Here is a 22,451-nt window from a genome sequence, read left to right as displayed (position 1 = left end):
TAGGTGTGGCCTGCATCTCATTGCTAAATAAAAACTATACCCCGACGCACACCTTAGGGCATCAACACCCGCACGCCAGGCATCTGCGCGATCCGCGCGACATCCTCGTCGTATATCTCCGACATCTCATCGACCAGCTCGTCCGTCCAGCCCGGCATGTCGAGCTCCTCTTCCACTTCGGCATCCATGGCGTATTTATCTAGAAAAGCCGCGATCGCACGGCGCTTCTGGTGTTCGCTCATCACCGGATGATCCTTGAGATAGGCGCGAAAGCGCTTCATCCCCTCAGCCGTCATAATCGAGCTGAGCAAATCAAAGCCGCCAATGATCTTTTCAGAGTCTTCCAGCCCTACCATCTGGCGAATGATATGCGCCCATAAAAGCGGTGTATCCTCATTGCACCAAATGGTGATCGGCATATCCGGCACAGATTCGCGCAGCAATCCTACCATTTCGGACCAACGCACATCACGCGGATCACGCCCACCCCAGAAGGCTGCCGGATCTTTCGCGTCGGATTTGGCCGCGAGAATCGGCAACAGGGTTGCGGGGTTCCGGATGGCCATGAAAATCTCTGCCTCATCCCCCTCGAACACCTGTGCGATGCGCATCATCCGTACCGGTGCTGCAGGGTAAAGCATTCCCTCCTGAAAGGCCGTTTTGGGCGTGCGGAAAAAATTCGCATCCGACAGGATCACCCGCTCTGCCTGCGTATCATCAAGAATCGCATCCAGCAGCACATCCCGCGCCATTTCTGACGGCTGAGAGTTAACCATAGCGTTCAAAGTTTCGCGCAAGATACCGCGATACCGGGAGTGCCCGGGCACTGATACGCCCTTTTTGGCAAAGTCATCTGCATTGCGCAAAAGACATTTGATCATCCGGTCTTCTTCCGTGAAATGCGTGCCGACATGTAAGACCAGTTTCATCGTCATCTTGTCCAATTTTGTGTTCAACTTCCTCCTGTATGTATCAGAGGGATAAAACCTGCAAAAGGATGATAAATGCCTCTTGCGCCCCCCGAAATTTGCCTTTAAACGACCGCCCAGTGCCCCTATAGCTCAGCTGGTAGAGCAATTGATTTGTAATCAATAGGTCCGCGGTTCGAGTCCGTGTGGGGGCACCATATAATCACTCAGACACATCCGATATACCCTTTGTTATAGGGTTTATTCGTCCGCCTGGCCGGGGTATATCTTGCCGGCCTCCAAGCCATAAAACAAACGCTCTCTGAGGTGCTGAAACCTTCGCCAGCAATAGAGATGATCGAGTGTATCCAGTAAACCTACGGCAATGGCCGGAGACAGCTACCTGATCCGGAGGGGGCAGGATTTGCGATCGCCACTAAAATTCAGATACCGAAAAAACAGAACCTCCGCCGCATCTTGCGCCAAGAGCCGGTTGGGAAAAAGAATCTCTCATAGAATCCCCCTAGCGGGAGCACTGGGGGCATCGGGTTTCAGGCCTCCAGCAGCACCTTGCCGTATGCCTCGCGCAATTTGTTCTTTTGCACCTTACCCGTCGAGCCGATGGGCAGCGCATCAACAAAGATCACGCGGTCGGGGATTTGCCAGCTTTCGACTTTACCCTCATAGAACGCCAGTAACTCGGCCTCGTTGACTTCACCTGCCTTGATCACCACCAGTACGGGGCGCTCGTCCCATTTGGGGTGCAGCGCGGCGATGGCAGCGGCATTCGCGACGGCCTCATGGGAAATGGCGATATTTTCCAACACGACCGTGGAAATCCATTCGCCTCCTGATTTGATGATGTCTTTTGACCGGTCGCGGATGATCATGAAGCCTTCGGGATCAATCGTAGCCACATCGCCGGTGTCAAACCAACCGTCACCGGTCAGCGCGGGGGCTTCCATGCCAAAATAGGTATCGACAACCCACGGCCCGCAGATTTGCAGATCGCCCTGCGTGACGCCGTCATGAGGCAGGATTGCACCCTGCGCGTTCACCAGACGCAGATCAACACCGTAGGGTGGCCGCCCCTGCCCCATACGGATTTCGGCTTGTTGATCGGCTGGCAGAGTCGTGTGGCGCTGGAGCAGTTGGTTCATCGCCCCCAACGGCGACGTTTCCGTCATGCCCCAAGCATGCACCAGATCGACGCCGTATTCCGCGAATTTCGGGATCATCGACGGCGGCAGCGCCGATCCCCCCACCACTGTGCGCTGAAGGCTGGGCAATTTCGAACCCGTCTGCTCAAGCGCGGCCAACAGCCCCATCCAGATCGTCGGCACCCCCAGCGCCAGCGTGGTTTTCGTCTCGTCGATGAGGTTCACAAGGCTCACCCCGTCAAGGTTTGGCCCCGGCAGCACCAATTTGCAGCCTGTGACAGCAGCGATATAGGGCACGCCCCACGCGTTGACGTGGAACATTGGCACCACAGGCAGCACCGTATCCATCGCCGAGATATTCAACCCATCCGGCATATTGCCGCCCAAGGTGTGCAGCACCGTCGAGCGGTGAGAATACAGCACCCCCTTGGGATCGCCGGTGGTGCCGGAGGTATAGCACAGACTGGATGCGGTGTTTTCATCCAGTTCGGGCCAAGGCTCAAAGGCATCTCCGGTCTCAAGCAACTCGTCAAAGAATTTGAGACCCGGCACCGCCTCGGCGGCGGCGGCATCACGCGGACCCATCATGACGATATGTTTGCACTTGGGCAGTGCCTGCACGAGCTTGGCCGCTGCGGGCACAAAAGTCGCGTCGATAAACAGCACCTGATCCTCGGCGTGGTTGATCACATAGACCATCTGTTCCGGACCCATACGCGGGTTGATCGTATGACAGACAAAGCCGCCCCCCGAGACACCAAAATAGATCTCCAGATGGCGGCGGTTGTTCCACGCAATGGTACCGCACCGCGCCCCCTGCTCGAGCCCCAGTTTGCGCAGGGCGCTGGCCAGACGGCGAGCATTTTGCCCCACCTGCCCCCAGTTGGAATGCTCGACCCCACCCGTAGTCTCGACCGAGACGATCTCGCCTGCGCTATGAAACCGCGCGGCATGGTCGATCAGGCTACCGATGGTGAGCGGCATGTGCATCATTTGTCCAAGCATGGGATCGCCTTCCGTAAATGTTGATTAAGCCCTTTCAGGCCAATGTGTTTTGATAAGGTCTGCCACCCGTTCGGCAATCATGACCGTGGGGGCATTGGTATTGCCGCTTGTTACGGTGGGCATGATCGACGCATCCACGACGCGCAGCCCCTGCATCCCGTGTACGCGGGCCTGCGGGTCAACTACGGCCATCGGATCCACGCCCATCTTGCAGGTGCCCACAGGGTGATAGATGGTATCAGCGCGGGCGCGGATGATCGCCTCCCATTGCGCATCACTCATACCGTCACGCACCCCGAACAGCTCTGACTGCTCGTATTGTGCCAGTGGCGGAGCCTTCATGATCTCGCGCGACATTTTGGCACCTTTGATCAAACAGCGCAAATCGCTGTCTTCGGCCAGAAAGTTAGGATCAATCGCAGGGGCCGCCAAGGGGTCGCTGCTGGCGAGGGTCACGCTGCCCCGCGATGCTGGGCGCAACACGCAGACATGGCAGCTATAGCCATATCCTGCGTGCAATTTGCGCGCGTGATCATCCACCACCGAGATCAAAAAATGAATCTGGATGTCGGGGCGATCGATTGCCGGATCGGTTTTTAGAAATGCAGCGCCTTCCGCAAATGGCGTCGACAGCAACCCCTTACCGGTCTTGCGCCATTCCCGCATGTGTTTGACTAGATTGACCGCCCCCCGCAGGCCGATGCCAAAGTTATCGGTGTCTTTGGTTTTATAACCCAAAGTGAAATCCAGATGATCTTGCAGGTTCTGGCCTACACCGGGCAATTCGTGGACCATGTCGATGCCGTGGCGGGTAATATCCTGCGGGCGGCCGATGCCTGACAATTGCAACAATTGCGGAGAATTGAACGCACCACCGCACAGGATCACCTCATGATTGGCCCCGACGTATTGATCGCGTTTATCGGCGCGGTAATGCACACCTGTGGCCTGCTTGCCCTCCAACGCCAGCCGCGTGGCATGGGCGCCGGTGATCACAGTGAGATTTGCACGCGACATCACCGGATGCAGATACCCTGCCGCGACCGAGCACCGCTCGCCGTTGCGATCCGCATCGTGGAACTGCGTCACCTGATACAAGCCCACGCCTTCGTTGTCGCCGGTATTGAAATCGACCACCTCGCGGTGTTGCAACTGCTTGGCTGCCTCTACAAAGGCGCGGCTGATCGGGCGCGGTGATTTCTGGTGGCTGACCTGTAGCGGCCCCGCCCCGCCATGTAGCGCGCTTGGGCCATCCTCATGGGCCTCCGACTTGCGAAAATAAGGCAGGACGCTGTTCCAATCCCAGCCTTCACAGCCCGATGCGGCCCAGCCGTCGTAATCCCCGCGTTGGCCGCGTACATATAGCATTGCATTGATGGCACTTGAGCCGCCCAACGCACGGCCACGCGGCTGGTAGCCCCGCCGCCCGTTCAGCCCCGCCTGCGCCACCGTCTTGTATGCCCAATTCGATATCTTTCCATAACCCGGCAACATCGCGACCACGCCGGCGGGCATGCGGATCGCCATATGATCGCCGCGCCCGCCTGCCTCAAGCAGGCACACCGACACGGACGGGTCTTCGGACAGACGCGCGGCCATGGTACACCCCGCAGAACCGCCGCCGACAATGACATAGTCAAAGCGCATCACAACCTCCCTCAGGCACTGCGCCTCCCACGCTATGCCTGAGAAAAATAAGCCAAATATATTTGGCCCTGTCTATCTCTAAGTCGTGCCCCAGCGTATTGCGTCACGCAGCGTCATGCGCCCCACGCAAGGGCAAGCCACACCACAACGCCATAACGCGCCCCTTTGGCAAGCGTCACCAGCAGCACAAATACCCAAAATCGCGTGCGCAAAACCCCTGCAACAACAGTGATCGGATCCCCGATTACCGGCACCCATGACAGCAGCAAGGACCATAGCCCATAGCGCAGGTACCAGCCTTCGGCCCGAGCCATCTGTGCGGGCGATGCAGGGAACCAACCACGGTCCTGATAGCGGCGCGCAAAGCGTCCCAACGCCCAGTTGATCACCGAGCCCGCAACATTGCCCAACGTGGCCACAAACATCAGCCCCGCAATGCTGTGCTCTCCTTGAAGCACCAAGGCGACCAGCACCGCCTCAGAGCCCATAGGCAACAGCGTCGCAGCAATCAGTGCAGAAGCAAACAGGCCCGCATATCCGATCATGATGGCCTAGGCCCTTCTTGAAAAATGAAAAGGGCCACAGCGCCGGTACAGCACGTGGCCCTTCACAGTCTTTGGCGTCACCGCTTGGATTAGCCGATGATGCTATTCAATGTCGCCGAGGGGCGCATCACAGCGGCAGTTTTTGCTGCATCCGTGTGGTAATACCCCCCCAGATCCGCAGCCGCACCCTGTGCCGCTGCCAGCTCGGCAACAATCGCGGCTTCGCCTTCGGCCAAGGCCTTTGCCACGGGCGCGAAATGCGCCGCCAGCTCGGCGTCATCCCCTTGGGCGGCCAAGGCTTCGGCCCAATAGCGGGCGAACCAATAGTGGCTGTCGCGGTTGTCCGGCTCACCTACTTTGCGCGAAGGCGAACGGTCATTGTCCAAGATACCTTGGGTTGCGGCATCAACCGCCTCGCCCAGAACGCGGGCTTTTTCGTTGCCTTTGCTATCGGCAAGGAACTTGAGGCTTTCGCCCAATGCACAGAACTCACCAAGGCTGTCCCAACGCAGGTGGCTTTCTTCGGCCAGCTGTTGCACGTGCTTGGGGGCCGAGCCGCCCGCGCCGGTCTCGAACAGACCACCACCCTGCATCAGCTTCACAATCGACAGCATTTTTGCAGATGTGGCCAGCTCAAGGATCGGGAAGAGATCGGTGAGGTAATCACGCAGCACGTTGCCGGTGATCGCGATGGTGTTTTCGCCCTTGGTAATGGTTTCAAGCGACGCGCGGGTGGCTTCACGCGGGGCCATGATTTCGAATTTATCGGCCACGCCTTTGGCTTCCAGGATTGGTTTAACGTAGGCGATCAGCTCGGCGTCATGGGCGCGGTCTGCGTCCAGCCAGAAAATCGCGCGGCAGCCTTCGGCTTTTTGGCGGTCAATGGCAAGGTTCACCCAATCCTCAATCGGTGCTTTGCGCGCCGAAGCAGAACGCCAGATGTCGCCGGCTTCGACCTTATGCGAATGCAGCACTGTGCCATCGTCAAGGATCATCTTGACGGTGCCAGCTTCTGGCAGCTCGAATGTGGTCGGGTGGCTGCCGTATTCTTCGGCTTTTTGCGCCATCAGACCGATGTTTTGCACTGTGCCCGCAGTGGCCGGGTTCAGTTTGCCGTTTTCTTTGAAGAAGTTGATCGTCTCGTCATAGACTGGCGCATAGGAGTTGTCAGGGATCACACAATTGGAGTCCTGCTCTTTGCCGTCAGGGCCCCAGCCTTTGCCGCCTGCGCGGATCAGCGCGGGCATGGAGGCGTCGATGATCACATCCGAGGACACATGCAGGTTGGTGATGCCCTTGTCGCTGTCGACCATATACATCGGCGGACGGGCCGCCATGCAGGCGTCAATGTCGCCCATGATGTCAGCGTTATCTTTGACGCGGGCCAACAGATCACCCAGACCGGAGTTGGGGTTCACACCCAGTTCTTTCATCGCGGCACCGTGCTTTTCAAACACAGGAGCAAGGAAAGCCTTTACCGCATGGCCAAAGATGATCGGGTCAGAGACCTTCATCATTGTTGCTTTCATATGCAGCGAGAACAGCGTGCCATCCGCTTTGGTTTCCTCGATCTGCGCGTTCAGGAAGCTCTCGAGAGCTGCCGCGCTCATGTAGGTTGCATCAACCACAGTACCCGCAGGATAAGACAGGCCGTCCTTCAGAACGGTCTCACCTGCTGCGGTTTCCAGAACGATTTTCGCGCCGGTCTCTGATGCCAATGTGGCCGACACCTCGTTCGAGAAGAAATCCCCGCCCGACATGGAAGATACTTTTGTTTTGCTGTCAGCCGTCCACTCGCCCATGCGGTGCGGGTTTTTCTGGGCAAAGCTTTTCACAGCTTTGGCCGCGCGGCGGTCAGAGTTACCTTCGCGCAGCACAGGGTTCACAGCAGAGCCTTTGAGCGTGTCATAGGTGGCGCGCACGGCTTTCTCGGCATCTGTCGCGGGGGCCTCTGGGTAATCGGGCAGCGCAAAACCTTGGGATTGCAGTTCGGTGATCGCGGCAACAAGCTGTGGCACAGAGGCCGAGATGTTGGGCAGTTTGATCACATTCGCTTCGGCCTGTTTGACCAGCTTGCCCAGCTCGGCGAGGTCATCGGACTGGCGCTGCTCAGGCTTAAGGTGATCTGGGAAAGCTGCAAGGATGCGGCCTGCAAGGCTGATGTCTTTGGTGCCAACCGAAACACCGGCGGCTGCGGCGAATTTCTTGATGATCGGCAGGAAAGAGGCCGACGCGAGCTCGGGTGCTTCGTCAACTTTTGTATAGATGATATCAGACATGAAAGATTCCCTTGGACTGTGGATTTGACCCCTCATAAACCAGCCGATTGGAAAGGTCGACAGTATACATATGTATACTGCTTATGATGGCCTGTTTTGCCACCCCGACCTGATCACCCTACCCCAGATAGATCTGACCGGCAGGATATTTCACCCGTGGCACAGCGCGCGTGGCCAGAAAAAAACCAACGGCCAGCGGGCCGACCCGTCCGAAAAACATCATCAGGATAATGAAACTGCGCCCCACCGCGTCCAGCTCGGGGGTGACGCCACGCGACAGGCCGACCGTGCCAAAGGCCGATGTGACCTCGAATGCCAGATCAACGAATTCACCATCATGGCTGATCGAGGTGATAAACAGGCCTGTGAACACCAAAAGCATGGAAATTGTCACCAGCGCCAGCACCTTCATCACCTCTTCGATCCCCAGTGAGCGGCCAAAAGCATGCAGGCTGGTCCGGCGGCGCAAGAAAGCAACCGTTGCCAGCAGCAACACACAAAGCGTCGTCACCTTGATCCCTCCCGCGGTGGAGGTGCTACCACCGCCGACCAACATCAATGTCATTGTCAGCATCGTGGTACTGTCATGCATCCCGCCGGTATCAACGGTATTGAACCCCGCTGTACGCGGCGTGACACCCTGAAACCAGCTCGCCCAGAGCTTTTCTCCGATGCCCAGCGGCCCTAACGTTGCAGGGTTGTTCCATTCCAACAGCGCAAACATGACCGTGCCCCAGACAATCAACGCAGCGGTGCCCACCAACATCAGCTTGGAATGCAGCGTCAGCCTACGCCACGCGCGTTTTTGCACGATATCGCCGACAACGATGAAACCCAGCCCGCCCAGAATGAACAGCAATGGAATGACGATATTCACCACCGGATTCCCCACCCAGCGTGTCAGGCTGTCAGCCTGCAGCGAAAAACCCGCATTGTTGAACGCCGAGACTGCGTGGAACACCGCCTGCCAGACCCCGTTCCAGCCGAACTCCGGCACAAAGACAAACGCCAAAAACAGCGCTCCAATGGCTTCGCATATCAGCGCGATGATCAGGATAATGCGCGACAGATAGGTCAGGTTGGACAGTGAGGTCTGGTTCAGGTCTTCACGCAGGATCAGCCGGTGCGCCATCCCCACCTGAATGCCCAACGCGCCCAGCACCAGAACGGCAAAGGTCATCAACCCCAACCCGCCTAACTGCATCAGCACCGCAATGACGGCCTGACCAAAGCCGGTAAAGGCGGTGCCGGTATCCACCACCGCCAGCCCCGTTACCGTGACAGCGGATGTCGAGGTAAATACCGCATCCCACAGCCCGACATCGCCGTTATGCGATACCGGCAACCATAGCAGGAGCGCACCGATGATAATGAAAACCACGTAAAAGAACATCAGCATCACAGGCGGGGCGATGCGCAATGCCTTGAGGCGTTTCAAGACCCCCTTGGGCCGTACGGCCATGCCTAAAGGCTTCCTGCGAAGCTACGCAAATTCTTGCGGTGCCCCAATAGCAACAACCGGTCCTCATGCTCTAACCGGCAATCGGCCCCGTCATCCCCGACAAATTCTGTCCCCCGCATTACCCCGATACAGCGCAGATCGAATTTCTTGGTATGCGGCAGGTCTTTGAGGCTTTTGCCTTCGAGGCTTTCGGGTACCCGGAAGTTGACCACATGGAAGCCGTTACCAAGGCTGACATAGTCGCGCACCAACGGGTTATGCAGCACTTGGGCGATATGCTGGCCGACTTCGACTTCGGGATGGATAATCCTGTCCACGCCCAGCTTGCTAAGAATGCGGTGGTGCGTCTTGCTCGAGGCTTTGGCCCAGACCTTTGGCACGCCGATCAGCTTTAGGTTCATCGCCGCGAGGATGCTGGCCTCCAGATCGCCACCCATGGCGACAACTCCGATGGCACATTCGCCCAACCCCGCCTCTCGCAAAGCGGCATCATCGCGCGCATCGACGATCATCGCCTGAGACAGCATGCTGGCATGGTTTGCCACGCGGCTTTCCGAGATATCAATGCCGATGACATGATTGCCAAAGCGTTGCAGCTCATTGGCGACTGTACTGCCGAAATTGCCCAAGCCGATCACCCCGAAGGTCCCGTTGCCCTTATAGCTTTTCTTGTCGTTCAACCCTGTCGCCTCCAGATTGCAAGCGCCGAAGCACCGGCAACGCACATCACAGGCGGCGACATTCGCCGGATCGGCGCGGTTGGTCAATACAGGCCGCAACAGCTTCCCTGCTTTGTGATCGCCCTATCTGCCTGTGCCCTCGCGTCATTTCCAATGCTGCGCAAGTCCTTTGTGTATCACACTGGACCTGCCCTCTCTGGTAACCTAGCGTCATGGCTATAAAACCAACGGGAGCGACTTCATGTCCAAGAGCAATATCAAAAATATACTGTTCACCACTGCAACAGTTGCCTTCTGCGCCGCTGCGGGTGCCGGCTTTGCCCAATCGGCAAGCGATGTCGATAAAATGTCATTCTTTATTACCAGCACCCCTGGCCCTGATGGTGCCAATTTCGGCGGGCTGGCCGGTGCGGATGCCCATTGCGCAACCCTCGCCCAAGCGGCCGGATCTTCCAAGGACTGGGCTGCCTATCTTAGCACAAGCATGATTATCGACCGCAGCAGCGGCAAAGCCGTTGTCACCGACGGTATCGACGCGCGCAGCCGGATCGGGAAAGGCCCGTGGCATAATGCCAAAGGCGTGCTGATCGCAAAGGACGTAGATGCGCTGCACAGTGCCGACAATAACATCAGCCTTGTTACTGCGCTGGATGAAAACGGCAACCAGATCAACGGCCGCGGCTCAAAACCGAACGAACATGACATTCTGACAGGATCGGATTCCGCCGGTAACTTTTCAACAGCGGGCGGTGATACGACCTGCAGCAACTGGACCAGCGGCGGCGAAGGTTCTGCCATTGTCGGCCACCATGACCGCGCAGGCCTGAGCAGCGGGCGCAACATGGTCTCGTGGAACTCGGCCCATGGCTCTGCGGGGTGCAGCGCGAATGACCTGCCCAAAACCGGCGGTGCCGGCCTGCTGTATTGTTTTGCAACCAATTAAACAAAATAGCGCCCGACCCTTAGAAAGGTCGGGCGCAACAAGCCGTCAGAAAAACACCCCGCCTGTTGCCATGCGGGGTGTCTTTTTTTGGCTTACACCTTCAAAGGTGCATCGCCGCGCTTCCACAGCAGTGGGTGGAATACTTCATCCACAGGTGTTTCTGCCACGTGGTTCACGTAGTTCGACATGGTTTTCTGCGCCATACCAAGGATCACATCCAGAACCGCACGGTGGCCATAGCCTGCGTCAAAGAACGCTTTCATTTGCGCTTCGCTGACGTTGCCGCGCTCACGGATCATTTGCACGGTGAAAGTGCGCAGTGCTTCAAGCTTGGCTGTTGGCAATGCTGTCTCGTTGCGCAGGGCGTCGGAAATCTCGTCAGAGACTTTCATCATCTTCGCGATACCGGTGTGCGCAGGCACACAGTAATGGCATTCGTTTTCGACATTGATCGCCTGCCAAACAACGGTCAGCTCTTCTGCGTCAAAATCTGTCTCGGAGAACAGTTTGTGCAGGATTTGATACCCTTCAAACGCCTGAGGGCTTTCGGCCAGAACCTTGTGCAGACCGGGCAGACGGCCAAAGGCTTTTTTGGAGTTCTCAAGCAGCGCCTTGGAGCCTTCGGGTGCTGTTGTCTCGTCGTGGGAAGGGAAAGTCATGTCAAATATCCTTATTCGATGGGTATGTTTGACATTTAGGCTTTATTGAGCGATCACTCAAGTATATAATTGAGCAATCACTCAAAAGTTTTTGGAAGGCCGATGCCCCGTAAACCGAATTATGATCGCGATGACCTGATTGCCCGTGCCAGAGATCTCTTCTGGCAACGGGGGTGGGCGGGCACGTCCCTCAAAGACCTCGAAGCAGAGCTGAACATGAAGCCCGGCAGCTTTTATGCGGCCTTCGGATCAAAGGATGCGCTGTTTGCGCTGGCGTTGGAAAAATACTCCAATGACGGTGTCGCACGCATCACGGCATTGTCGCAGGACCATGGCCCGCTCAAGGCGCTCCAGATGTTTCCCGCGCTTATGATCGAAAATGATGAAGCACCGGCCAAGGCCTGCATGCTCTCCAAGACTTTGCTTGAACTTCAGGCCCACGCCCATCCGCTTGCTGAAAAAGCAAACGAGTATTTCCAGAAAATGGAAGCCTTGTTTGCCGATCTGTTTGCACAGGCTCAGGCAAGAGGCGAGATCACGGCGGCATCCGATCCGCGGCAATTGGCCTGTAGATACCAGTCTGATCTATTGGGGCTACGGGTTACGGCCGAACGTGGTGGAACAGCGGCGCGCGATATTGCAACGCAAATTGCCCAAAGCATCGCCCGCCTGTAAATCCACCCCTAGTTGCGGACAAAATATATCCGCGACAACTTCCGGTAAGGTTTCAACTGTAACAATAAGTAACGCGCCTGCGCGCAATGCGGAGGTGTTGTGATTGGACAAGTCCGCCAACAACCGCGCACATATGTTATAGAAATCTTATTTCAAGGTAGCAAAGGAACAAAAAATGGCAAGCCTCCGCCCCCTCACCAAAATGGCACTCCCTGCCCTTATGCTCATGCCCGGCCTTGCCGCAGCGCAAGATGCAAACGGTCCTGAAGTAGAATTCTACGGCCAGTTCAACATCGGTGTCCTGAGTGTGGATGACGGCCCCAACACAAACACCACGATTACCGACAATGACAATTCAAACTCGCGCTTTGGTCTGGTCATCAAACAAGGGCTGAACAACGGTGATGAGGTCCGGTTCCACTTTGAAACTGCGATCGGCCTCACCGGCTCAAGCAGCATCAGCGGCAGCAACGACTCTTTCGACTTTGACTACACCCGCACCGAGCTGCGCAAATTCGAACTGATCTATAACAGCAAACGCATCGGTAAATTCTCCTTCGGTCAGGGCAGCATCGCCACCGATGGCACAGCCGAAGCCGATTTTTCCGGCACCAGCGTTATCGCCTACTCCAGCATCAATGATCAGGCCGGTGGCCAGGTGTTCCGCTTGTCCGATGGTGTTCTGTCGGGCGTATCCGTCGGCAGCGCCTTTAGCGCCCTTGACGGCAGCCGCCGCTTCCGCGCCCGCTATGACACGCCGAATTTCAACGGCCTCAGCTTGGGCTTTTCAGCCGGCACAGAGGTTCTGGCCCGTGGCGTGAATGGCGAATTCTACGACATCGGCCTGACCTACGATAAAGACTTTGGCGACGTGAAGCTTGCCGGTCGCCTTGGCTATTCCTTCCGCGACTCGGATGAGGAATTCCTGCTTGGCTCTACCTCTGTGCTGCACAAACCAACAGGGCTGAGCCTGACAGTGGCTGCCGGACAAGAGCAGATCGACGATGGCGAATATGCCTATATCAAGGCCGGCTTCCAGCGCGATTTCTTCTCTGTCGGGCGCACGCATTTGTCGGCTGACTATTACGAAGGTAATGATTTTGCCTTTGCCGGCTCAGATTCCTCTTCGTTCGGTGTGGCGGTTGTACAGAATATCGACAATGCCAACCTCGAACTCTACGCAAGCTACCGCACGTTCGAGTTGGACGGGGACTCCAGAAACTTCAATGACCTTGACGTGACCTTTGTGGGCGCACGCTTTAAATTCTGATCAACGGTCAGATCGATACAGAAGGGGGGCTGCGGTGCAGCCCCTTTTTTTATGGTCCCGCGCCCCGCACCACCGTGCCGCTTGCTGTTCGGTAACAACGCCCTAGATCAAAATATTACAATTTACTTCGCCTAGAACGCGGGGGCACATGCCCTCCCTTCCAGACACGAACAAATAATGGACTTGCGCATGGAATATCTCGACGTGATCAAACGGACACTGGCAGCAATTGTTCTTACCCTCTTTTGCATAACGTTCACTCTTGCCCCTGCTTCTGCCCAACAGACCCAGAGCGAAACAACCGACCAATCGACAAGCTCCAGCGATACGCTCGAAACCCTGCTCGACACGCTCAAGGATGACGATGCCCGCGCTGCGCTGATTTCCGAGCTCGAGACATTGGCACAGGCCAATACCTCGACAGAGGTCGTCGATGAAGTATTGACCGAGACAAGTGAAAGCATCTCGATCGGGCGGCGAATTGCGCTTTTCACTCAGGACGTTGTCCAGCAGGCAAGCGACCGGATCACCAGCCTGTGGACCAACCTGAACAGCGGCACCAACGTCTTTGACGGGCTCAACGGGTCCGAGCTTCAGGTTCTCATTGAGGCATTGCCCAATCTTGCCCTAGTGATCGTGATCACCATCGCCGTTTTCCTGGTTCTGCGCCGCTTTGCCATCCCTATCTACCTCAGAATGGGGCGGCGCGCCCATGAATCGGGTGCCATCAATACGGTGTTTTTGTTCATCGGCTCAAATCTGCTGGATGTGGTCATCGTCGTGCTTGCATGGGGGCTGGGCTATCTTTTCACCGTTGTTGCAGTGGGTGAGTTTGGCGCCATCGGCATCCGGCAGACGATGTACCTTAACGCGTTTCTCATCGTTGAATTGGCCAAGGTTGCCGTGCGCATCGTACTCGCGCCAAACTCGGCCGGTCTGCGGCCATTTCCGATTGAAACAGGGCCTGCAAAAAGCCTGAACCGGACTTTGTCCATTGTCATATCAATATTGGGCTACGGGCAGCTATTGGTGGTCCCGATCATTAACCGCAGCGCTTCGGTCTCGGCAGGTGCTGGCGTGGCCGCGCTGCTGTATCTCATCGTTTTGTGCTATCTGATCGTGGTTGTGTTCCGCAAACGTGCGCCTGTTGCACAATGGATCAGCGGCGTGACACATCCCGAACAAGACCCCCTGCCCGAGGCTGGTATAACCGAATCCGAGGCCTTTCGCACATCTGCCCCTGTCCGGAAAAAACATGGCGTGTTCGCACAGCTTTGGATTGCTCTGGCCAACCGTTGGCATTGGTTTGCTCTGCTGTATCTCACGATGATGTTCGTGCTGGTCATGACACAGCCCAACAAAGTCGTCTTTGATGCCGCGCTTGCGTCGGGCAAAGTGATCGGGATCATTGTCGCCGCGTCCCTCGTGACCAGCGGTCTGGCCCGAATGAAGCAACGTGGCTTTTCCCTGCCTGCCGAATGGGCAGAAAAGCTGCCACTGCTTGAGCCGCGCATGAACGGATTTTTGCGCCGCGTCTTTGGCACACTCCGCCTGTTCATCATGTTTGTTGCCGCGATTTTTGTACTGAACGCCGTAGATTTGGTCGACCTCGCCGCCTATGCTGGCAGCCCCTTTGGCGTGGCAACCACAAAAGTGGCTGTGGCGGTTGGTATCATTATCGCCGTGGCTTTTTGCATCTGGTTGGCGACGACCTCGTGGGTCGATTACCGTCTTAACCCCGAATATGGCGCAGTGGCCTCAAACCGCGAGATCACGCTTTTGACGCTACTCCGCAATGCGGCGACGATCACGATCGTCGTGCTGACGTTGATGTTTGTGCTCTCCGAGATCGGATTGGACATCGGACCCCTTCTGGCCTCGGCCGGGGTTCTTGGCCTTGCGGTTGGTTTCGGCGCACAGTCTATGGTGCAGGACATCATCACAGGCGTTTTCATCCAGTTCGAAAACGCCATGAACGTGGGCGATGTGGTCAGCGTAAATGGCACCACAGGCACGGTCGAAAAACTGTCAGTGCGATCAGTCAGCTTGCGGGATGTGAACGGCACCGTGCATTTGATCCCGTTTTCCTCGGTGGATATGGTATCCAACTTTTCGCGCGACTATGCCTATTTCGTCTGTGACATGGGCGTGGCCTATCGTGAGGATATCGACGATGTACGCGAAGCGATGCTGCTATGCTTTGACCGCCTGAAGAAAGACAAGGATCAAGGCGCGTTCGTCATGGATGATCTGGAATGGTTCGGCCTGCAATCCTTTGGCGATAGCGCCATCGTGCTGCGTGCGCGGATCAAAACCCATCCTGGCAAGCAATTCGGCGTGGGCCGTGCCTTTAACGGCTATCTCAAGACCGAGTTCGATAGCCGCAACATTGAAATCCCCTTCCCGCATCAGACGATCTATTTCGGGGAGGCCAAGGATGGCAGCACACAACCCGTGACAATCAAGAGCGTGGAAAACACCAAGGAGCCGGAGACACCCCAAGGCGACTAACACCAGCGACGCGCAGCATAAAACGGCGGCTCGGCATCAAGCCAGAGCCGCCGTTTTTTTGTGCCGCCCTATATCGAGCACAGGCATAGGCACATGATGCACGGCGCACAGCCAGCAAGCAGCCTGCAAGGCACGGCATTGCTTTGCAGCAATGAGCCTAGAAATGACAGTTGAATGAAGGGGTAGATGGCACAGCGGATTGAGGTTTATCAATCAGCGAGGAAGGCAAATATGATGGGGATTTGCACGGCTAGCTGTGTTGAAACATCGCTGGCACTGGCCGGTTTGCACGCCTCAAAGGGCTGCCCCACGGGCCAAAGGGAATGCCCCGCGCCTTGAGAAACCAAGGCGCGGGGCGGAGTTTTTAGGCAGTCAGATCAAAGCGATCCGCGTTCATTACCTTGACCCATGCCGCAACGAAGTCATTTGCGAACTTCTCGGCATTGTCGTCTTGGGCATAAACTTCCGCGTAAGAGCGCAGAATGGAGTTGGAACCGAACACCAGATCGGTGCGCGTTGCAGTCCATTTCACGGCGCCGGTTTTACGGTCGCGCAGCTCATAAGAGCCGTCTTTTGCCGGATGCCAAGAATATGCCATGTCGGTCAGGTTCACGAAGAAGTCAGGCGTCAGCGCGCCAACCCGGTCCGTGAATACGCCATGCGCGGTGCCACCATAGTTGGTGCCCATTGCGCGCATACCGCCCAGCAGAACAGTCATTTCTTTGGCGGTGAGGCCCATGAGCTGTGCACGATCAAGCAGCATTTCTTCGGGGCTGACAGCATAGTCTTTCTTCAACCAGTTGCGGAAACCGTCTGCGACAGGCTCCAGCGGATCAAAGGAAGGCGCATCTGTCATCTCGTCAGTTGCGTCACCACGGCCCGGAGCAAATGGAACCTCGATCGAGAAACCTGCAGCTTTTGCTGCCTGCTCGACGCCGACGTTACCCGCCAACACGATCACATCCGCAATGCTTGCACCTGTTTCGGATGCGATGGCTTCCAACGTGCCCAATACTTTGGCCAGACGTGTAGGCTCGTTGCCTTCCCAGTCTTTTTGTGGAGCAAGACGGATACGTGCACCGTTTGCACCGCCGCGCATGTCCGAGCCACGGTAGGTCCGTGCACTGTCCCAAGCAGTCGTAACCATTTCGGTCTGGCTCAGACCGGAGGCTGCGATTTTCGCTTTTACGGCTGCAACATCATAGGATGTGTTGCCCGCAGGGATCGGATCCTGCCAGATCAGGTCTTCTTGTGGTACATCGGGGCCGATGTAGCGCACTTTTGGACCCATGTCGCGGTGTGTCAGTTTGAACCATGCACGAGCGAAAGTTTCCGAGAAATACTCAGGATCCGCCATGAAGCGTTCACAGATTTCACGGTAGATCGGGTCAACTTTCATCGCCATATCGGCGTCGGTCATGATCGGGTTGTGACGGATCGACGGATCGGAGGCATCAACGGGCTTATGCTCTTCCTTGATGTCGATCGGTTCCCACTGGTGGGCGCCTGCAGGGCTCTGCTTGAGCTCCCACTCATAACCGAACAACAGCTCGAAATAGCCCATGTCCCATTTGGTAGGCTCGGTTGTCCAAGCACCTTCAAGACCACTGCTGATTGCGCCGCTGGCTTTTGCTGTGCCTTTAGGGTTGGCCCAGCCCATGCCCTGCTCGGTGATGTCAGCCGCTTCCGGCTCCGCACCAAGTGTTTCTGCGTCGCCGTTACCGTGGCATTTACCAACAGTGTGGCCACCAGTTGCCAAAGCAGCTGTTTCTTCGTCGTTCATCGCCATACGGGCGAATGTTTCACGCACGTGCAACGCTGTACGCGCTGGATCAGGCTTGCCGTTCACCCCTTCAGGGTTCACGTAGATCAGGCCCATCTGAACAGCAGCCAACGGGTTTTCCATGGTTGCAGGGTTATCCAGATCGCCATAACGCGCATCACTATCCGCAAGCCATTCTTTTTCCGCACCCCAGTAGGTGTCGGTTTCGGGATGCCAGACATCCGCGCGGCCAAAGGCGAAACCGAAGGTCTTCAGACCCATGGATTCATAGGCGATGTTACCGGCGAGGATCATAAGGTCCGCCCAGCTCAACTTGTTGCCGTATTTCTTTTTGATGGGCCACAACAGGCGGCGCGCCTTGTCGAGGCTTACGTTATCAGGCCAGGAGTTCAGAGGCGCGAAGCGCTGTGTACCTGTGCCGCCGCCACCGCGACCATCGGCCAAACGGTATGTACCGGCAGAGTGCCATGCCATACGGATCATGAAGCCACCATAGTGACCCCAGTCAGCAGGCCACCAGTCCTGGCTGTCGGTCATCAACGCGTGCAGATCTTTTTTGACCGCGTCAACGTCAAGCTTTTTCACTTGCTCGGCATAGTCGAAATCCGCGTCCATCGCGTCGGTTTTTGTGTCGTTCTGGTGCAGGATGTCCAGATTCAGCGCATTAGGCCACCAAGACTTAGAAGTTGAGCTATTGACGGTGTTCCCGCCATGCATAACTGGGCATTTGCCCGTTGAACCGTTGCCGTCCATTGTATTTCCAATCGCTGTTTCAGTTTCGCATCCCGAAAGATTGCTCCCGAGATATATGCGGCTTTCGCTTTCCGAATTCTACCGGATACCGAACATATAATCGTGATCTTTCTTTCGTATGTCCGAATCTATACATCAGTTGAGCGATATGTAAAAATTGCATTTTCTAATAATTCTGATAATTAAAGCCTATGATAGATATTACCATCAAACAGCTCCGCTATTTCGAATCTCTGGCCCGTCACCGTCATTTTGGCAATGCCGCTGACGACTGCGGAATATCGCAGCCCGCCCTTTCTGTTCAGGTCAAAGCACTTGAAGACATGCTGGCGATGCCTCTTGTTGAACGGGGGCCAAAGCATTTTCACATAACCAGCTTTGGCGAGACTTTTCTGGTCCGCGCGCGCGAGGTCCTGCAAGCCGTTGAAGAACTTGGCGATCTTGCACGCGCCTCACACCAACCATTGTTCGGACATCTTCGACTTGGAATCATTCCAACGGTCGCGCCTTACTATCTCCCACATCTAATCAAATGCTTAACACGGGATTTCCCCGGCCTTGATGTCCGCCCCCGCGAGGCCGTGACACAAAAACTGATCGAGGGGCTGGTGGGTGGTAACCTTGACGTCGCCATTGTGGCCTTGCCCGTGTCCGAGCCGGCCCTGCATGAAGAACTGCTGTTTGAAGAGGAATTCGTCCTTGTCCGCTCGGTCGAGGATCAGGGCAAAGCGGTGCCCAATGCGCATCTGTTACGTGAAATGCGCCTGTTGCTGCTTGAAGAAGGCCATTGTTTTCGCGATCAGGCGCTTTCGTTTTGTAACGCCTCATCGGTCCTGCCGCGCGATCTGATGGAGGGAAGCTCATTGTCCACGCTGGTCCAGATGGTCGGCGCGGGGATTGGCGTGACGCTTATTCCGGAAATGGCCGTGCCGATTGAAACACGATCCGCGCCTGTGTCCGTTGTACGCCTGCCCGCCCCCAGACCCTCACGCACGATCGGTATGGTGTGGCGAAACACCAACCCGCTGGCAAGGCAGCTCAAAGACATTGCGCGCATTATCCGCGAAACCTGTCAAAATGCGCAGGATACCAATTCACAGACATAAGGACGCAAAAGCCCGCCTGCGCCGGCAGGCAGGCCTAGTCGATCACCCGTGGTGGCCGGATGGCTGCAATCATCACAATCGCAACAAGTGACGCCGCAGCCGAGCCGATATAGCTAAGAGAAAAATCGCCCAGCATCTCGGCCAGAACTCCGGCTATGATCGGGCCAACCGCCTGCCCGGCCGAGAAAATCAGCATCAAAGCCGCCAAAGCGCCCGCAGCAGCCGTCGCGCCAAAATAATCTCCGGCTGAGGCCGCCATAATCACCGGAATGCTCCACGCGGAAATGCCGAATAAAACCACCGACAGATAAAGCCCCATGCGCCCTACCTCGAACCCCACAAGCGCAAAAGAAAGCCCCAGAACGCCGAAGGCCACCGCCATGCCTGCCCGTCGGCCGATCCGGTCCGATAGCGCACCAAACAACAGGCCCGAGAAAATGCTGAGAAACCCGAACCAAGACCAAAGCGCCCCTGCTTGGGATTCCTCCATACCGTAGCTGTCGACCATGCTGGTGACGATGAATGTCACATATAACATATAGGTCGCTCCGTAGATGCCAAAGACAATCCCGAGCCGGATCAACAGGTTGAGCTTGGCCGCGCCTTTCAGGGCCTGCGACACCGCACCTGTCTGTGTTGCGGCACGGCCAAAGGGGCGCAGGTTACGGTCGGCCGGAGTGTTGCGGATAAAGGCAAAGGCAATGACCGCCACAGCCGTAGTGATCGCCGCAAAGCCGAGCCACCCGACCTGCCAGGCAGACATCTCTCCTACCGGCACCAGACGGGGCACCGCATAACCGCTCAGGATGATCCCGAAACCGGGCCCTGCCATGACCATGCCAGAGGACAGGCCACGATGGGAGGGTGCGAACCATTTCGCCATCACGCTCATCGAGGGCAACACCACCGCCCCGCTGCTCAGCCCTGTGATAAAATACAACCCCGTCAACCAAGTAAAACTATGGGTAAGCGCCATCGCCGCCATCGACAAAGCCATGATCAGCAAACCTGCCGTAACCGTGACCCGCGTGCCAATTTTGCTCAGGATAAACGGCACCAGCGGGACAGAGGCCAGATATCCCGTCAGATTGCCAAATCCCAGAACGCCGCCTTGGCTATAGGTCAGACCCAGATCCCGCGAGATCGACGGCAACATCATCCCAAAGGCAAACCGCCCCAATCCCAGACCGCACAGAACCGCGATCCCGCAGATGACGGCAACGGTCCACGCATAATGAAACTGTCGTTTTTTGCCGGTGCCGGCCATGATGGGATAAACTTTCTGAGAAATCGCTCAGGCCTGACCAAAGGCCAAGCACAGCATTGCCCGAACGCAAGTGTCGGCAATAACAAAGAAATCCCGCCCCTAAGTCACTCCCTAGGGGCGGGCAGGTTTTAGTAGTTGGAAGGGAACAAGGCCCGCAAGGACGCCTCGTCACCGGGGGCTTTGAAAGTCTCGCCCTTGCCGATTTCTTGCGCTTTGGCCACTGCGGGGCGTGCGTTGATCGCCTTGAACCAGCGATCCACCTCAGGGAATTGTGCCAGCCCCTCACCGCCAAGCACACGGTCGCCACGAATGGCCCAGCCCCAAGCAGAAACATCCGCGATGGAATAGCTGTCGCCCACAATAAACTCACGACCTTTGAGGTGATCGTTCAACACCTGATAGTGGCGCTCTGCCTCACGCAAGAAGCGGTTTTTGGCATAGGGCAGATCTTCGGGGCACATGAGGTTGAAATGCACAGACTGACCTGAAAACGGGCCCAAACCTGTACCGATGAACATCAGCCATGACAGCAACGCTGCCCGGTCTTCGGGGGCCACGCCCAATTTGCCGGTTTTATCCGACAGATACAGCAAGATCGCCGTGCTATCGAAAACCACCGTACCATCATCGTCAATTGCGGGCACTTTGCCGTTGGGGTTAATGGCGCGGAATTCGGGCGTGTGCTGTACACCTTCCGCGGTATCCACGGGAACCAGCTCGAACGGCAGTTCGGTTTCAGCCAGAAACAGCGCGATTTTCAAGGGGTTGGGTGTCGGGTGGTAGTAGAATTTCAGCATAACGGTATCCTGTCTTGTTAGAGGTATCACACAGAGGCTATTCCGCAGCCCCTGCAATTTTATCTTGGGTGTTGGTGTCAAAATCCGAGGCGTCATGACGCTCGTGCAGCTGCTCGTTCAGTGGGCCGCGGGTACGGTTCACGATACGGCCCCGTTGCACGGCGGGGCGGGCAAGGATTTCTTCGGCCCAGCGGCGCAGGTTGGTGTAGCTTTCCACATCAAGGAACTCGCCTGCGTCATAAGCTTCGCCCAACACCAGATTGCCGTACCATGGCCATGTCAGCATATCGGCGATGGTATAGGTATCACCGCCGAGATAGCGGTTTTCGGCCAGCTCACGGTCCAGCACATCCATCTGGCGCTTGGTCTCCATCGTGAAGCGGTTGATCGGATATTCGAACTTTTCCGGCGCATAGGCGTAGAAATGGCCAAAACCGCCCCCCAAATACGGGGCCGAGCCTTGCAACCAGAAGACCCAATTCATGACTTCGGTACGCTGTGCCAGATCTGTTGGCAGGAAGGCATCGAATTTCTCGGCCAGATACAAAAGGATCGAACCGCTCTCAAAGACGCGCAGGCCGGTGTCGCGGTCCAGCATGGCGGGGATTTTCGAATTAGGGTTCAGCGCAACAAAACCCGAGGAGAATTGATCCCCCTCGCCGATCTTGATCAAATGAGCGTCATATTCCGCACCGGTTTTGCCTAGGGCCAACAGCTCTTCGAGCATGATCGTCACCTTTTGGCCGTTGGGCGTGCCCATCGAATAAAGCTGGATCGGGTGCTTGCCCACAGGCAGCTCCGCATCAAAGGTGGCCCCAGCGATAGGGCGGTTGATTTTGGCCCAATCGCCGCCGCTTTCAGAATCCCATGTCCAGACCTTGGGAGGGGTATAATCGGTCATCGCGTGTTTTCCTTTCAGTTGGATCGAGTGGCTAAATCCGTCTGCCACTGCCCTGCCCCCGATTGAACTTTCGACGGCAAGATCATGTTTTCACGGCCGA

General features: G+C 56.7%; 17 protein-coding genes and 1 tRNA gene. 6 read left to right on the top strand and 12 right to left on the bottom strand.

Going from position 1 to position 22,451, the window contains the following annotated elements:
• Nucleotides 1–53 precede the first annotated feature (53 nt).
• Nucleotides 54–956: a hypothetical protein gene (locus tag ABJM03_RS01110; protein ID WP_348415006.1), complete on the bottom strand. Its 903-nt coding sequence runs from the start codon at nucleotides 954–956 to the stop codon at nucleotides 54–56.
• Nucleotides 957–1,050: 94 nt separating this feature from the next.
• Here ABJM03_RS01110 and ABJM03_RS01105 point away from each other — a divergent pair.
• Nucleotides 1,051–1,126 (top strand) — tRNA-Thr (locus ABJM03_RS01105).
• A 333-nt stretch (nucleotides 1,127–1,459) separates the two neighbouring features.
• Here the strand turns inward: ABJM03_RS01105 and ABJM03_RS01100 are convergent.
• The 6 genes from ABJM03_RS01100 to ABJM03_RS01075 all read right to left on the bottom strand — a co-directional run bounded on the left by ABJM03_RS01100 (nucleotide 1,460) and on the right by ABJM03_RS01075 (nucleotide 9,644).
• Nucleotides 1,460–3,073 (bottom strand): long-chain-fatty-acid--CoA ligase, encoded by a 1,614-nt coding sequence (locus ABJM03_RS01100; protein ID WP_348415005.1) that lies wholly within the window; start codon nucleotides 3,071–3,073, stop codon nucleotides 1,460–1,462.
• Nucleotides 3,074–3,097: 24 nt separating this feature from the next.
• Complete coding sequence (locus ABJM03_RS01095) at nucleotides 3,098–4,720, bottom strand: GMC family oxidoreductase N-terminal domain-containing protein (RefSeq protein ID WP_348415004.1); 1,623 nt, start codon at nucleotides 4,718–4,720, stop codon at nucleotides 3,098–3,100.
• Between the two features lie 113 nt (nucleotides 4,721–4,833).
• Nucleotides 4,834–5,265 carry a YqaA family protein gene (locus ABJM03_RS01090; RefSeq protein ID WP_348415003.1) on the bottom strand — a complete coding sequence of 144 codons (432 nt, stop codon included), beginning with the start codon at nucleotides 5,263–5,265 and terminating at the stop codon, nucleotides 4,834–4,836.
• 89 nt (nucleotides 5,266–5,354) lie between these two features.
• Complete coding sequence (locus tag ABJM03_RS01085) at nucleotides 5,355–7,544, bottom strand: NADP-dependent isocitrate dehydrogenase (RefSeq protein ID WP_348415002.1); 2,190 nt, start codon at nucleotides 7,542–7,544, stop codon at nucleotides 5,355–5,357.
• Nucleotides 7,545–7,662: 118 nt separating this feature from the next.
• Entirely contained in the window at nucleotides 7,663–9,006 is a 1,344-nt protein-coding gene (locus tag ABJM03_RS01080) for a TrkH family potassium uptake protein (RefSeq protein ID WP_348415000.1), read from the bottom strand.
• A 2-nt stretch (nucleotides 9,007–9,008) separates the two neighbouring features.
• Nucleotides 9,009–9,644 carry a TrkA family potassium uptake protein gene (locus ABJM03_RS01075; protein ID WP_348415220.1) on the bottom strand — a complete coding sequence of 212 codons (636 nt, stop codon included), beginning with the start codon at nucleotides 9,642–9,644 and terminating at the stop codon, nucleotides 9,009–9,011.
• A gap of 283 nt (nucleotides 9,645–9,927) precedes the next feature.
• Here ABJM03_RS01075 and ABJM03_RS01070 point away from each other — a divergent pair, with 283 nt between their 5' ends.
• Nucleotides 9,928–10,629 (top strand): hypothetical protein, encoded by a 702-nt coding sequence (locus tag ABJM03_RS01070; protein WP_348414999.1) that lies wholly within the window; start codon nucleotides 9,928–9,930, stop codon nucleotides 10,627–10,629.
• 92 nt (nucleotides 10,630–10,721) lie between these two features.
• Here the strand turns inward: ABJM03_RS01070 and ABJM03_RS01065 are convergent, their stop codons facing one another.
• Complete coding sequence (locus tag ABJM03_RS01065; protein WP_348414998.1) at nucleotides 10,722–11,288, bottom strand: carboxymuconolactone decarboxylase family protein; 567 nt, start codon at nucleotides 11,286–11,288, stop codon at nucleotides 10,722–10,724.
• Nucleotides 11,289–11,390: 102 nt separating this feature from the next.
• On the opposite strand from ABJM03_RS01065, the gene ABJM03_RS01060 reads away from it, so the two are divergent.
• The 3 genes from ABJM03_RS01060 (at nucleotide 11,391) to ABJM03_RS01050 (ending at nucleotide 15,744) form a co-directional block, all read left to right on the top strand.
• A complete protein-coding gene (locus ABJM03_RS01060; RefSeq protein WP_348414997.1) occupies nucleotides 11,391–11,963 on the top strand; it encodes a TetR/AcrR family transcriptional regulator in 573 nt (190 codons plus the stop codon).
• A gap of 175 nt (nucleotides 11,964–12,138) precedes the next feature.
• Nucleotides 12,139–13,233, top strand: coding sequence for a porin (locus tag ABJM03_RS01055; protein WP_348414996.1), 1,095 nt, complete (start codon nucleotides 12,139–12,141; stop codon nucleotides 13,231–13,233).
• A 189-nt stretch (nucleotides 13,234–13,422) separates the two neighbouring features.
• Complete coding sequence (locus tag ABJM03_RS01050; protein WP_348414995.1) at nucleotides 13,423–15,744, top strand: mechanosensitive ion channel domain-containing protein; 2,322 nt, start codon at nucleotides 13,423–13,425, stop codon at nucleotides 15,742–15,744.
• Nucleotides 15,745–16,108: 364 nt separating this feature from the next.
• On the opposite strand, the gene katG is transcribed toward ABJM03_RS01050, so the two are convergent.
• Nucleotides 16,109–18,280, bottom strand: a complete 2,172-nt coding sequence (gene katG / locus ABJM03_RS01045) for a catalase/peroxidase HPI (protein ID WP_348414994.1) — start codon at nucleotides 18,278–18,280, stop codon at nucleotides 16,109–16,111.
• A gap of 191 nt (nucleotides 18,281–18,471) precedes the next feature.
• Here katG and ABJM03_RS01040 point away from each other — a divergent pair, with 191 nt between their 5' ends.
• On the top strand, nucleotides 18,472–19,386 hold the full coding sequence (locus ABJM03_RS01040) for a hydrogen peroxide-inducible genes activator (RefSeq protein ID WP_348414992.1): 915 nt from the start codon (nucleotides 18,472–18,474) through the stop codon (nucleotides 19,384–19,386).
• A 34-nt stretch (nucleotides 19,387–19,420) separates the two neighbouring features.
• On the opposite strand, the gene ABJM03_RS01035 is transcribed toward ABJM03_RS01040, so the two are convergent.
• From ABJM03_RS01035 to yghU, 3 genes are all read right to left on the bottom strand, one after another.
• On the bottom strand, nucleotides 19,421–20,653 hold the full coding sequence (locus ABJM03_RS01035; RefSeq protein WP_348414991.1) for a YbfB/YjiJ family MFS transporter: 1,233 nt from the start codon (nucleotides 20,651–20,653) through the stop codon (nucleotides 19,421–19,423).
• A gap of 128 nt (nucleotides 20,654–20,781) precedes the next feature.
• The gene (locus ABJM03_RS01030) at nucleotides 20,782–21,450 is read right to left on the bottom strand and encodes a glutathione S-transferase family protein (protein WP_348414989.1); all 669 of its coding nucleotides are present in this window, start codon (nucleotides 21,448–21,450) and stop codon (nucleotides 20,782–20,784) included.
• 37 nt (nucleotides 21,451–21,487) lie between these two features.
• Nucleotides 21,488–22,351: a glutathione-dependent disulfide-bond oxidoreductase gene (gene yghU, locus ABJM03_RS01025; protein WP_348414987.1), complete on the bottom strand. Its 864-nt coding sequence runs from the start codon at nucleotides 22,349–22,351 to the stop codon at nucleotides 21,488–21,490.
• Between the last annotated feature and the right edge of the window lie 100 nt (nucleotides 22,352–22,451).

This window comes from Sulfitobacter sp., assembly GCF_039977885.1.
Taxonomy (GTDB): Bacteria; Pseudomonadota; Alphaproteobacteria; order Rhodobacterales; family Rhodobacteraceae; genus Sulfitobacter.
This window is presented reverse-complemented; position numbering and strand designations above follow the sequence as displayed.